The organism is Marinobacter sp. R17 (assembly GCF_003789045.1).
GTDB classification, from domain to species: domain Bacteria; phylum Pseudomonadota; class Gammaproteobacteria; order Pseudomonadales; family Oleiphilaceae; genus Marinobacter_A; species Marinobacter_A mangrovi.
Map to the genome: position 1 here is coordinate 1 of NZ_RHGZ01000033.1, position 12490 is coordinate 12490.

Annotated in this window: 11 protein-coding genes and 1 pseudogene; 2 read left to right on the forward strand and 10 right to left on the reverse strand. The window is 62.6% G+C overall.

The annotated features are described in order from the left end of the window. The 7 genes and pseudogenes from EB809_RS18520 to rpe form a co-directional block, all read right to left on the reverse strand. Positions 1 to 65 (reverse strand): annotated as a pseudogene (locus EB809_RS18520) (type VI secretion system tube protein Hcp); the annotation flags it as partial. Positions 66 to 689: 624 nt separating this feature from the next. Continuing rightward, entirely contained in the window at positions 690 to 1496 is an 807-nt protein-coding gene (gene trpC, locus EB809_RS18525; RefSeq protein ID WP_123636334.1) for an indole-3-glycerol phosphate synthase TrpC, read from the reverse strand. 15 nt (positions 1497 to 1511) lie between these two features. Beyond that, entirely contained in the window at positions 1512 to 2540 is a 1029-nt protein-coding gene (trpD, locus tag EB809_RS18530; RefSeq protein ID WP_123636335.1) for an anthranilate phosphoribosyltransferase, read from the reverse strand. A 27-nt stretch (positions 2541 to 2567) separates the two neighbouring features. Beyond that, the gene (locus tag EB809_RS18535) at positions 2568 to 3173 is read right to left on the reverse strand and encodes an aminodeoxychorismate/anthranilate synthase component II (RefSeq protein WP_123636336.1); all 606 of its coding nucleotides are present in this window, start codon (positions 3171 to 3173) and stop codon (positions 2568 to 2570) included. Between the two features lie 10 nt (positions 3174 to 3183). After that, the gene (gene trpE, locus EB809_RS18540; protein WP_123636337.1) at positions 3184 to 4671 is read right to left on the reverse strand and encodes an anthranilate synthase component I; all 1488 of its coding nucleotides are present in this window, start codon (positions 4669 to 4671) and stop codon (positions 3184 to 3186) included. 237 nt (positions 4672 to 4908) lie between these two features. Continuing rightward, entirely contained in the window at positions 4909 to 5592 is a 684-nt protein-coding gene (locus EB809_RS18545) for a phosphoglycolate phosphatase (RefSeq protein WP_123636338.1), read from the reverse strand. Beyond that, the gene (rpe, locus tag EB809_RS18550) at positions 5589 to 6266 is read right to left on the reverse strand and encodes a ribulose-phosphate 3-epimerase (RefSeq protein WP_123636339.1); all 678 of its coding nucleotides are present in this window, start codon (positions 6264 to 6266) and stop codon (positions 5589 to 5591) included. Before rpe ends, EB809_RS18545 begins: the two co-directional genes overlap by 4 nt. Before the next feature lie 86 nt (positions 6267 to 6352). Between rpe and EB809_RS18555 the strand changes: the two genes are divergently transcribed. Continuing rightward, positions 6353 to 7396 (forward strand): DUF3530 family protein, encoded by a 1044-nt coding sequence (locus EB809_RS18555; RefSeq protein ID WP_190294962.1) that lies wholly within the window; start codon positions 6353 to 6355, stop codon positions 7394 to 7396. Between the two features lie 5 nt (positions 7397 to 7401). On the opposite strand, the gene EB809_RS18560 is transcribed toward EB809_RS18555, so the two are convergent. Genes EB809_RS18560 through EB809_RS18570 form a run of 3 tightly spaced genes read right to left on the reverse strand, consistent with a single transcriptional unit; the run spans position 7402 to position 9862 of the window. Next, complete coding sequence (locus EB809_RS18560; protein ID WP_123636341.1) at positions 7402 to 8160, reverse strand: DnaJ domain-containing protein; 759 nt, start codon at positions 8158 to 8160, stop codon at positions 7402 to 7404. Then, entirely contained in the window at positions 8157 to 8843 is a 687-nt protein-coding gene (murU, locus tag EB809_RS18565) for an N-acetylmuramate alpha-1-phosphate uridylyltransferase MurU (protein WP_123636342.1), read from the reverse strand. The genes EB809_RS18560 and murU overlap by 4 nt, the downstream gene beginning before the upstream one ends. Before the next feature lie 2 nt (positions 8844 to 8845). Beyond that, a complete protein-coding gene (locus EB809_RS18570) occupies positions 8846 to 9862 on the reverse strand; it encodes an aminoglycoside phosphotransferase family protein (RefSeq protein ID WP_123636343.1) in 1017 nt (338 codons plus the stop codon). A 196-nt stretch (positions 9863 to 10058) separates the two neighbouring features. On the opposite strand from EB809_RS18570, the gene EB809_RS18575 reads away from it, so the two are divergent. Then, a complete protein-coding gene (locus EB809_RS18575; protein ID WP_411711084.1) occupies positions 10059 to 12437 on the forward strand; it encodes an LPS-assembly protein LptD in 2379 nt (792 codons plus the stop codon). Positions 12438 to 12490: the final 53 nt, after the last annotated feature.

The following is a 12490-nucleotide window of genomic DNA, read 5'->3' on the forward strand; positions in this document are numbered from 1 at the left end:
AAGGCACCGGCGGTGATGTTGCCCTGGGTCTGGCCTTCGATGCTGATATAACATGGGGTTGGCATAGTCTGCTCCTTGACGGAAAAACAATTGAAAACGGTGAGTCCATTCAGAAAAGGACAGTCCCGTACAACAAGTCCCGTGCCAGGACGGCAAACGTCAATAAAAACAGGCGACTAACGAAAATTCCGCAAAACCCACTTCCCAGCATCAAGCAAACAATGGCTCCCGGCGGGCCACATCTTGCTGGCTGGGCGAAATCTTGCCCGCGTCAAGGCAAAACATCCCAGGCCAGAGCCGGAAGGAAAACCAGAAAGGGACCGAACAAAGCGACCACCCGCCCAAGTCCAACCGAAGCGGGGCCGCGGCAGGGCTGGAGCAGGAGACAGGGATGTCTCCGGCCGGATTAGGCGGCCAGGGATGGCCCTCTAAGACGGCGTAAGCCCTGCCGCTGCCCCGCTTCCGCCCCGAGAGTCCAGTCTCGCCTAAAAAGAAAACCAACAAAGCTGTCGGAAAATGAAACTCAAGCCAGAAGCCCTGAACACCCTCCGCTTCCGCCGCCTCCGAGGGTCATCCCTGACCGCCGGATGCGGCGCGGGACGTCCTGTCCCGCTGCGGAAGCGGAGGGTGCCCAGAGCTTCGGTTAAGCCTCGCGATAGCGCGGACGAAAGTAATGAAGGGTAGAGAGGTTAGAAGAACAGTTCCTGCAGTTTTGCACCTGGATCTGGTGCGCGCATGAAGGATTCGCCGACCAGGAAGCCGTAGATGCCATTGTCGGTCATCGCCGTGACATCGTCCCGGGTCAGGATGCCGCTTTCGGTGATGGTCAGGCGCTCGTCCGGGATGCGCTTGTGCAGTTCGAAGGTGGTGTCCAGTGACACCTCAAACGTGTGCAGGTCGCGGTTGTTGATGCCCACCAGCGGCGTGTCCAGCGTCAGCGCGTCATCCAGTTCTTCGCCGTTATGGACTTCCACCAGCACATCCAGGCCGATTTCACCGGCGATGCCCGCCAGTTCCTGCATCTGGTCCTTGGTCAGGCAGGCTGCGATCAGCAGGATGCAGTCGGCTTCGATCATCCGGCTTTCATAGATCTGGTAGGGCGCGACCATGAAATCCTTGCGGATGACGGGCAGGCTGCAGGCCTGACGTGCCTGGGCCAGATAATCTTCGTGACCCTGGAAAAAATCGTGGTCGGTCAGTACCGACAGGCAGGCCGCGCCACCCGCCTCGTAGCTCTCGGCAATGGCGGCCGGCTCGAACGGATCGCGAATCACGCCTTTGCTGGGTGATGCCTTTTTCACTTCCGCGATGACGGCTGGGGACGACTTCTCGATCCGCGCGCGAAGAGCGTTGGCAAAGCCCCGGGCTGCCGGCTTATCAGCGGCCCGGGCACGCACGTCGGCCAGTGGTTGGCGGCGCTGACGGTGGTCGATTTCTTCCCACTTGCGATCGACGATGCGGCGCAGGATGGTCGGGGTGCGGTCGGTCTCAGTCATCGGTACAAATCGCTCTCAGAAACAGTGGGAGAAGTCGGCCAGCTCGGTCATCTTGCCCTTGGCCAGACCGCTGCCGATGGCATCCAGTGCCAGCTCGACGCCTTCCTGCATGGTTTTGGCGATGCCCGAGACGTAAATCGCCGCGCCGGCGTTCAGGGCAATCAGATCCCGCGCCTTGTCGGCATTTTCACTGTGACCGGTGCCAAACGCCGCATTGATCAGGTTCAGCGACTCTTCCGAGCTTTCCACGGACAGGCCCAAAAGGCTCTGGCTCTTGAGGCCGAAGTCTTCCGGCGAGATGTCGTACTCGGTGATCTGGCCGTCTTTCAGTTCGGCCACGTGGGTCTTGTTGGCGAGACTGATCTCGTCCAGCCCATCTTTGGAGTGAACCACCATGATGTGCTCGCTGCCGAGGCGATTCAGTACCTCCGCCATCGGGCGGCACAGGCGTTCGGTAAAGACGCCGATCACCTGGCGTTTGACGCCCGCCGGGTTGGTCATGGGGCCGAGGATGTTGAACATTGTCCGCATGCCCAGCTCTTTACGCGGTCCAACGGCGTGCCGCATGGCACTGTGGTGGGCCGGGGCGAACATGAAGCCGACGCCGATCTGTTCAATGCATCGACCAACCTGTTCCGGCGTCATTTCCAGGTTGATGCCCGCCTTTTCCAGCAAGTCGGCGCTCCCGCTGCGGGAGGAGACCGCGCGGCCGCCGTGCTTGGCGACGGTGCCGCCGGCCGCTGCGACAACAAACGCGGAGGCAGAGGATACGTTGAACAGATTGGCACCATCACCGCCGGTGCCAACGATATCCACCAGGTAGTCGGCGTTGATGGTGACCTTGGTGGCCAGCTCGCGCATGACTTCGGTAGCGCCGGTGATTTCGTCGATGGTTTCGCTCTTCATGCGCAGGCCCATCATCAAGGCGCCGATCTGGGCGTCCGTCGCCTCGCCGTTCATCACAATGCGCATCACCGATTTCATTTCCTCGGTGGTCAGGTCCAGGTTCTCAACGATGCGGTTCAGTGCAGCTTTGATATCCATTGCAGTCTCTCTCTGGTCCTTATGCGCTCAGGCCGCTTTGGTCGGGGCCGTGGACGGGATTCGCAGGAAATTGCGCAGCAACTCGTGCCCCTGCTCGGTCATGATGGATTCCGGGTGGAACTGGACGCCTTCGATCGGCAGCGTCTTGTGGCGTACGCCCATGATCTCTTCCACGGAACCGTCGCTGTTGCGGGTCCAGGCGGTGACCTCCAGGCAGTCCGGCAGGCTGTCCTTGTCGATCACCAGGCTGTGATAGCGCGTGGCTTCCAGCGGGTTGTTGAGGCCGCGGAACACGCCGGTATCCGCATGGAAAACCGGGGACGTCTTGCCGTGCATCACCTGACCGGCGCGGATGACGTTGCCGCCGTAGACCTGGCCGATGGACTGGTGGCCCAGGCAAATGCCCAGGATCGGCAGCTTGCCGGCGAAATGACGAATGGCTTCCATCGAAATGCCCGCCTCGTTCGGCGTGCAGGGGCCCGGGGAAATAACCAGCCGCTCGGGATTCAGTGCCTCGATCTGCTCGACGGTGATCTCGTCGTTGCGATACACGTGGACATCCGCACCCAGCTCGGCGAGGTACTGCACCACGTTGTAGGTAAAGGAATCGTAGTTGTCGATCATCAATAACATGGTGCAGCCCTCAGCGGTCGAATTCGTTCAGTGCCATGCCCACCGCGCGGAAAATGGCGCGGCCCTTGTTCATCGTCTCCTTCCATTCGAGACGGGGCACTGAATCGGCGACGATGCCCGCGCCGGCCTGGATATGCAGGGTGTCGTCCTTGATGACCGCGGTGCGGATGGCGATCGCTGTGTCCATATTACCGTTCCAAGACAGGTAGCCGACAGCGCCGCCGTAGACGCCGCGCTTGACCGGCTCCAGTTCGTCGATGATCTCCATGGCGCGGATCTTCGGGGCGCCGCTGAGGGTGCCCGCCGGCAGGGTGGCGCGTAGGACATCGATGCAGGAGGTATCCGGCTTCAGCCGGCCGGTCACGTTGGAGACAATGTGCATCACGTGGGAATAGCGTTCCACCGCCATCTTCTCGGTCAAACGGACGGTACCGGTTTCCGAGACGCGACCGGCGTCGTTGCGGCCCAGGTCGATCAGCATCAGGTGCTCGGCGATCTCTTTGGGATCAGCCACCAGCTCGGCTTCCAGTGCGCGATCTTCGGCTTCGGTGGCGCCGCGCTTGCGGGTGCCGGCAATCGGACGGACGGTGACCTGCTCGTCTTCGACCCGCGCCAGGATTTCCGGCGAGGACCCGACGATGTGGAAATCCTCCAGATCGAGGAAGTACATGTACGGCGACGGGTTCAGCACCCGCAGTGAGCGGTACAGGTTCAGTGGCGGTGCCGCGAACGGGATCGACATGCGTTGGGAGATAACAGTCTGCATGACGTCGCCGTCCAGAACGTAGTTCTTGATGGTGTCGACCGCGTCCTTGAAGCGATCCTCGGTGAAACCGGAGACGAAATCCGTCTCGTCCACTTGGGTGCCGCGCAGCGCTTCCGGGGTGACCGGGGCGTCCACGGTGCTGTGGTGCAGCTGATCTTCCAGCGCATCCAGCCGCGCTTCGGCATGCGCCAGCGCGTCGTCGTCTTCCGGGTTCACGTGGACGATCAGGTGCAGCTTGCCGCGCAGGTTATCGAAGACCACCACTTCATCGGACACCATCAGCAGGATGTCCGGCGTGCCCAGCTGATCCGGCGGGCAGGTGGCCGCCAGACGCTTTTCGATGTAACGCACGGTGTCGTAGCCGAAATAGCCCACCAGGCCGCCGTTGAACAGCGGCAGTTCCGGCAGGTCCGGCGAATTGAAGCGGGCCTGGTACTGCTCGACGAAATCGAGCGGATCGTCGCTGGTGGTTTCCTCGATGACCTCGCCGTCACGGGCAATGGTGATCGTGTTGCCCTCAACCCGCAGGATCTCGCGGCAGGGCAGGCCGATGATCGAGTAACGGCCCCATTTTTCGCCGCCGGTGACGGATTCAAACAGGTAGGTATACGGCCCCGTGGCCAGTTTGATGTAGGTGCTGAGAGGTGTGTCCAGATCGGCGAGGACTTCGCGTTGGACAGGGATGCGGTTATAGCCGGCCTGGGCCAGGTCGGCGAACTGTTCGGGCGTCATGCTCTGGTTTCCTGAAATCTGATCTGCTCAATTCCCCACCGGATGCCAACACACAAGGCCCCGTGGAGTCGTTCAGGCAAGCGCGGGTAAACGTGCGCTCACCGGGCTGACAATCAGCCGGTGCGCCATCGCCACCATCGAGTTGCGCGTGTGCTGAGCACGTTGCGCGCTTTTGCAGTCAGTTTCAGTCCCCGCACGGCAGGAAGCTCCATCAAAAACGTTCAATCTGCGGTGAGGTTACAAAAGCTCCACCAGCGAATCAACCACAATATCGGCGCCCATCTCGTCGATGCGGCCCCCGTAGTTGTATCCATAGCGCACGGCGACCACCGGAACGCCGGCGCGCTGGGCGGCTTCGATGTCGTTGATGGAGTCGCCCACCATCAGGGTGCGGCCGGCATCGCCGTCCAGTTGTTCGATGGCGTGATGCAGCTGGGCCGGATCGGGTTTCTTCACGGGTAGCGTGTCGCCACTGATAGACACGTCGAACCAGTGCGCCAGGTTCATCTTCTCCAGCAGCGGACCGGTGAAGGCCGTCGGTTTGTTGGTCACCACCGCCAGTCGGGCGCCGGCCGCCTTGGCGGCTTTCAGGAAGGGCTCGACGCCGTCATAGACGCGGGATAGCCCGCCGTTGAGATCGGCGTAGGCCTTGAAAAAGAGCGTCTGGGCATCGTGAAAATCGGCGTCGCTCAGGGCCGGGCCGTTTTCGTGATCGAACCGGTCGGCCAGGGCGCGGCGAACCAGAATCCCCGCGCCATTACCCACCCACTGGCGGACCTTGTCCGCACCTGCAGTCGGGCGACCCAGGCCTTCCAGCATGGCGTCGATCGCCGCTGCCAGATCCGGCGCGCTGTCCACCAGCGTGCCGTCCAGGTCGAACAGGATCGTGTCCGGCCACTGGCCATCGAAGAACTGCTTCATACGGAACGGGCCAGCTTGATCTGCTCGTGCATGGCGTCGATGGTGGTCTTGTAGTCTTCGGTGTTGAAAATCGCGGAACCGGCCACGAAGGTGTCGGCGCCGGCTGCGGCGATTTCGCGGATGTTGTCCACTTTCACCCCGCCGTCGATTTCCAGGCGAATCGCCTTGCCGCTGGCATCGATCCGCTTGCGGGCCTCGCGCAGTTTGTCGAGGGTGCCCGGGATGAACTTCTGGCCGCCAAAGCCCGGGTTGACCGACATCAGCAGGATCATGTCGATGCGATCCATCACGTGGTCGAGGTAGTGCAGGGGCGTGGCCGGGTTGAACACCAGACCCGCCTGGCAGCCGCCGTCCTTGATCAGTTGCAGGGAGCGGTCGATGTGCTCGGACGCTTCCGGGTGGAACGTGATGTAGGTGGCGCCGGCGTCGATGAACATGCGGATCAGGTCGTCCACCGGCTTGACCATCAGATGGGCGTCGATCGGTGCGGTGACGCCGTGCTTGCGCAACGCCTCGCAGACCATGGGGCCGATGGTCAGGTTGGGAACATAATGGTTGTCCATGACGTCGAAGTGGACAATATCGGCACCGGCGGCCAGGACATTATCGACTTCCTCGCCCAGTCGGGCAAAATCGGCTGACAGGATCGAAGGGGCGATCAGATCGGGCAACATGAGTTGATCTCTCTCGGGATTCTCTAATGCGAGCGAAAAGGGACTGGTAGTCTATCAGCTTGAACCGAACTATTAGAGGGGTGATTGTGCTTAGGAGTATCCGCAAAGCGCGCTGGGTCAGTCTGGGCCTGTTATGGGCGACAGCCGGTCTGGCCCTGGCTCAGGACTCGGGCAGTTCCACCAAAACAACAGACACACCGGCGGATGGCACGGCCGCCAAAGCAGCCGACGCCCAACCCTCAAAGGAGCGCCCCTTCATCTCTACCGGCCAGGACTATCAGGCCCTCGCCGATATGCGCCCTGAGAAAACCGTCTGGCTGGATGCGGGCGCCAATGGCCGGGTGGTCGGGCTGCTGGAACAGGAGCAGCAGACGCCGGCGATGGGGGCCATCCTGATCCTGGCGGATGAAGGGCAGAGTGCCGATGCCGCTCTCGCCGGTGCCCTGCGGGATCCGCTGGCCCAGGACGGTTGGGCCACCATGACTCTGGGCCTGGTGGCGCCGCCGTATCCGCTGGTGCAGGCGCGCCATGAAAATGGCCTCGCGAGTCAGGCGGTGCCGGCCCCGGAAAAGCCCGCAGACAGCGGCGCAGCCGATGGTCAGGACAAGGCCGAAGACAAGGCAAAACCCGGCGCCGGAGGCTCGGGCTCAATCATTGATGTGCTGTCGAGCACGGATCTCGATCAGATGCGCAAGGACTATCAGGAGAAAATCAGCGCCCAGATCAATGCGGCGGTCAGCCACCTGCGGGGTATGGGGTATCAGCGGGTGGTGCTGGTGGGTGTGGGCCGTGGTGCGCGGGAAATGGTCGGTCAGGCCCTTCGCGGTGCTGGCGCCGGCAGCGGCGAGCCGCAGATGCTGGCCTGGGTGACGCCTGTGCTGCAGTCGTCGGATCTGGACTCGGTGGCAAAGGCGGATGCCGGTCAGTTGCGTGTGCTGGACCTGCGCTCGAGTCTCGTGAATACCGAGCCGATGCATGACCAGAAAGCGGTGATCCATCGGGGTGGCTTTCAGGGTTATCAGCAGCAACGGGTCTCGATCAATCGTCATCCGGGCCGGGACGATGCCGGTCTGGTGGCCGGTCGGGTCAGCAGTTGGCTGAAACAGACGCTTGAGCCGGATGCGGAATAACGCGGTCAACCGCGAGCCCGCTCCCGCTTCTTGATGATTTCCCAGGCCTGCTGGTAGCGCAGCAGGCGCTCCTTGGCCTGGGCGTACTCGGCGTCGCTCAGGCCGGTGCCCAGTTTGTCGGGGTGGCACTCCGAAACCAGCCGGCGGTAGGCGCGCTTCATGTCTTTCAGGCTGGTTCGGGCCTGGACGCCCAAGAGTTTGCAGGCCTCATCGTAGGAAGACGGCGCTGGCCGGAGCTCGGGGCGTGCCCGTCGATTGTGGCGGGCGTAACTGTCCAGCACTATGTCCATGGCATCCACCGGCAGACCGGTACGATCGACGGCATCCTCGCAGCGATAGCGCCGCTGCTTGCTGGGCGCGCCCTGCAGCTGGGTCGCATGGCACAGGCAGAACAGGACCACCAGCGCCGGCTCCGGATTGAGGCTGTTCTGCAGGCGCATGCGCAGCCCTCGCGAGCCGGGCAGCTCGCTCACGTCCTTGCCCCGCTGGAATTCCCGGATCGCACGTCGGCGTTGCGCGGGGGATAGCTTCAAGGCACGCATCAGGCTTTCGGCAAAGCGGATGTCCTGCTCGCTCACCCGGCCGTCGGCTTTGGCCACGTATCCCAGGAAGAAAAACAGGTGCTTCCGTGCCCAGCCGGGCAGGGAGGTGCGCTCCAACAGCGTGGTCGCCTCATGATTGCTAGCGCTGAGGACGCTGAACAGCGTGTTGAAGCTTCGTTCCAGGCGACCGGACAGGCCCGTTGGGGCGGATGAGGCATTCACGACGGGGAGTCTCCCTTCTGTCGCAGTTGCCGATCCAGGCTCGCCAGCCGTTCCGGAGTCCCGATGTCCTGCCAGTCGCCGCGGTGATGGACGCCCGCGACCCGGCCTTGCGCCATGGCCTCCCGTAACAGTGGGGCCAGCTTGCGATAGCCCGGTTCCAGCGTTTCGAACAGACTGCTATGGAGCAGGCTGATGCCGCTGAAGGTCAGACGCGGGCTGCCGTTGTCGATGACGCGTCCAGAGTCACTCAAATGAAAGTCGCCGTCGGGATGCTGGGGCGGGTTGTCGGTCAGTACCAGCACGGCCTGGTCGCCGGCCGACGGTTGCAGGCTGGCGAGATCGAAGTCGCACCAGATGTCGCCGTTGACTACCAGGAACCAGTCGCTGTCGCCGGTGAGGTGGGGTAGCGCCTGGCGGATGCCGCCGGCGGTTTCCAGGGGCTCCGGCTCCGGCGAGTAGTGAATTCTTACACCGTATTGCTGGCCGTCGCCGAGTGCCGCCTGCAATTGGTCACCCAGCCAGGACGGATTGATGACCACGTCGTGATAGCCGGCCGCTGCCAGTTTCTCGATCTGGTGCTCGATCAGGGCCTTGCCGCCGGCTTGCAGCAGGGGTTTGGGCGTCTCCAGCGTCAGCGGCCGCATCCGCTCGCCCTTGCCGGCGGCGAGTATCATGGCTTTCACGGTCAGGCCGCCTGCTTCTCGAGGAGCGGGATCACCCGGTTTACCAACCACTTGTGGAAATGGCGCAGGGCCGGTTGCCGGTCGCTGGCTTCCAGCAGGTAATTGACGGTTCGCGGAATATCTTCGAGATAGCGTCGCTTGCCGTCGCGGATGGCCAGTCGGGCAAAAATGCCGGACGCCTTCAGGTGGCGCTGCATGCCCATCAGTTCCACCCACTGGCGGAAGGTCTCACGGTCGGCCTGGTGGAGACCGGCACCGCGGGTCATCAACCGGAAATCCTCAATCCAGCGGGCAACGTTTTCTTCCGGCCAGTGGATATAACAGTCCTTGACCAGCGACACGAGGTCATAGGTCACCGGGCCGCGTACCGCATCCTGAAAATCGATGACGCCCAGGTCCGCGTTGTCACCCAGCACCAGCAGGTTGCGGGAATGGTAGTCGCGGTGCACCGGTACTTCCGGTTGCGCCAGGGCGGCTTCTTTCAGGAGCGCAAAGGTAGTCTCCAGCAGACAATGTTCCTGGTCGGTCAGCTCCAATCCCAGGTGTTGAACCAGCAGCCAGTCGCGGAACAGCGCCATTTCCCGGTCAAGCAGGGCGGCGTCGTAGGGCGGCAACGGGTAGTCCACCGGGTCGGCTGTGGCCTGGATGTGGCTCAGGGCCTTCAGGGCCAGGCCGTACAGGTGATCCACATAGTCGTCGTTCAGGTGGTCCAGCAGCAGCTCGTCGCCGAAGTCCTCCAGCAGCAGGAAACCCTGCTCCCGGTCCTCGGCATGAATGGCCGGCACGTGGATGCCTTCGGCATGCCACTGGCGGGCGATGGCCACGAAGGGGGCCACGTCTTCCTTGCCCGGTGGCGCGTCCATGACAATGAACGGACGCGGTGCGTCGGCGTCGGGCTGGCCGGTCACCCGGAAATAGCGACGGAAACTGGCGTCGCCGGAAACGGTCTCAGGGTGGGCCTGGCGGAAGCCGGGCTGTTGGCGCACCCAGTCGGTCAAAGCGGTGAGTCTGCTGTCCATGAAAGTCGTCTTGTCGATTGGGAAAGGCCCGTCACAGGGCGATGGACTCAATTCCCGGAAAATATCAGAAGGCCGGGTTGGCGGCAAAAGGGCCGTGCCTCCGTTTGCCGGCCCGTTGCCGCTTGCGTCGTTAACAAGGGTGGCCCGGGCGTGTAAACTACCGGCGGCCTTCAAGACAGTACGGGATCCGATTATCGTGCCATTGCACCGTTCTTCCAAATCGCACCTACGCAATAGCAGTGGCCCGCTGTGGATTGGCATCGCCGCCTTGCTGACATCCGCCCAGGCATCCGCCCAGAGCGCCGCCGAAATTGACTGGCGCCCACGCAGCGAACTGCCCGAGTCCCGACTGGCCACCCTGCCGCCGTCCTGCAGCGGCGCCTACGTGCAGCCGGACTTTGGCGACGGCAGCTCGCCGTTATTCGGTGCCGGTACCAGCAACACCGACCTGCCCATCGAAGCCAGCGGCCTCAACGCCCGCTATGAAATGGACTCCCAGATGACCCTGGAGGGCGACGTCAAGCTGCGCCAGGGCACCTTTTCGGCCAGCGGCAGCCGCGCGCAATACAACCAGACCACCGGCGAGATGAGGCTGAACGGCCCGATGGTAAGCCGCGGTCAGGGCTTCCTGCTGACCGGCGACAACGCCCGCTACGATGCCAACAGCGGTGAACTGCAGGTCAATTCCGCGACCTTCCTGATTCACCAGGCGGAAATGCGCGGCAGCGCAGGCTTCCTGTCGCGGCCTTCGGAAAACATCGTTGATATCCAGGACGGCCGGCTGACCACCTGTTCGCCGGAGAGCAACGCCTGGGCGATCGTGGCCTCGGACATCGAGCTGGACCGGGCCGAAGGCTTCGGCACGGCGACCCACGTGCGACTGGAAGTGGAGGACATTCCCGTCTTCTACTGGCCCTACATCACCTTCCCGATCGACGATCGCCGCAAGACCGGTTTCCTGTACCCGACCTTCGGTACGTCCAACACAGGCAGCGGCATGTTCCTGTCGGTGCCGTATTACCTGAACCTGGCGCCCAACTACGACGCCACGCTGACGCCGCAATACATCAACGGCCGCGGGCTGTTTACCGAAGCCGAAGGCCGTTACCTCAGCCAGTATGGCGAATCGGTCCTGCAGCTCGGCTATATCAACAACGACCAGTACTTCAAGGATGAAAATCCGGGGGAAGGCGGTGAGCGCTGGGGGCTGGATTTCACCAGTCGCGCGAACTTCGGCTCCGGCTGGAGAGGTTATGCAGACTACTCGGTGGTCTCTGACAACGACTATCTGAGTGACCTGAACCGCTCGCTGGATATCAACGAGGCCACGCACCTGACCCGCCGGGCCGGCGTGCGTTACAACAGCCCGCACCAGTATTTCGAGAGCTACGTCTACGGCTACCAGACCATCAAAGACAGCATCAGCGACGCCCAGAAGCCCTATGCCCAGTTGCCCGAAGTCATATACGGCGCGGACTACGAATGGGGCGTGGCCCAGGCCGCGGTGGAATCCCAGTACACCTATTTCTACCGGGACAACGACAACCTGACCGGCATCGATAAGACCAACGGGCATCGCCTGCGGGTGGCGCCGGAACTGGCTCTGGATTTCCGCGAGGTCTGGGGTTACTCGCGACCGTCTGTGACGCTCGATTTCACCGAGTATCAGCTGGAAGACTACGACCTGCGTGACGACAACCAGATCAGCCGATCCATCCCCATCTACGAGTGGGACAACGGGCTTTATTTTGATCGCCGCGACACGCTGTTCGACATTCCCTACAACCAGACCCTCGAGCCGCGGCTGTACTACGTTTACTCCAAATACGAAGACCAGAGCGACATTCCGGACTTCGATTCCGGCCTGAAGGATTTCAGTTTCGACTCGCTGTTCTCGCCCAACCGTTTCAGTGGCGGCGACCGGATCGCCGACAACAATCGTCTGACCGCGGCGGTGACGACCCGGTTCAATGACCTGAACACCGGTCTGGAACGGGCCCGTTTCAGCATCGGCCAGGTCTATTACTACGACGACCGGCGGGTGAGCCTGGACGGGCAGGGTGCCGATACCCGCAGCGATTCGCCCCTGGCGGGTGAAGCCGTGGTGCGGCCGACCGAAAACCTCGACCTGCGCGTGTCCGGCCTGTGGGATCCCCGCGAGCGGCGCACCGAAGAGGGCCGCAGCCAACTGGTTTATCACTCGGCGGACTACCGTTATCTGGCGACGCTCGGGCACACCTACGATCGCGATGATTTCGAACAGATGGATATCGGCGCGGTTTTTCCTGTCACAGACAACATCAGTCTGATCGGCCGCTGGCTGTATGACGCCGAATCGGACCGCACCGCCGGCTCCCTGGCCGGCTTCGAGTACACCGCCTGTTGCTGGAGCTTCCAACTGGTCAGCCAGAGCTACCTGACGAGTGACCGCGAACTCGACCACCGCATCCTGTTCCAGATCCAGTTGAAAGGGCTGGGCGGCAGTGGCGGGTCCAGCGACCGTGTCTCGGATGCGATCTACGGATTCAGCGAGCGCGAGAAGCGGATCTTCGGTCAGAACGGTTCAACCTATTGAGATCAGTCTGAGCCGGTCCGAATGGGCCGGTTCGCCATTTGAAAACTGAGGTG

Bases quoted from the DNA above. Each gene is read 5' to 3' on its own strand.
- trpC (WP_123636334.1), bottom strand. From the start codon at position 1,496: ATGACTGAGACCGACCGCACCCCGACCATCCTGCGCCGCATCGTCGAT.
- trpD (WP_123636335.1), bottom strand. From the start codon at position 2,540: ATGGATATCAAAGCTGCACTGAACCGCATCGTTGAGAACCTGGACCTG.
- EB809_RS18535 (WP_123636336.1), bottom strand. From the start codon at position 3,173: ATGTTATTGATGATCGACAACTACGATTCCTTTACCTACAACGTGGTG.
- trpE (WP_123636337.1), bottom strand. From the start codon at position 4,671: ATGACGCCCGAACAGTTCGCCGACCTGGCCCAGGCCGGCTATAACCGC.
- EB809_RS18545 (WP_123636338.1), bottom strand. From the start codon at position 5,592: ATGAAGCAGTTCTTCGATGGCCAGTGGCCGGACACGATCCTGTTCGAC.
- rpe (WP_123636339.1), bottom strand. From the start codon at position 6,266: ATGTTGCCCGATCTGATCGCCCCTTCGATCCTGTCAGCCGATTTTGCC.
- EB809_RS18570 (WP_123636343.1), bottom strand. From the start codon at position 9,862: ATGGACAGCAGACTCACCGCTTTGACCGACTGGGTGCGCCAACAGCCC.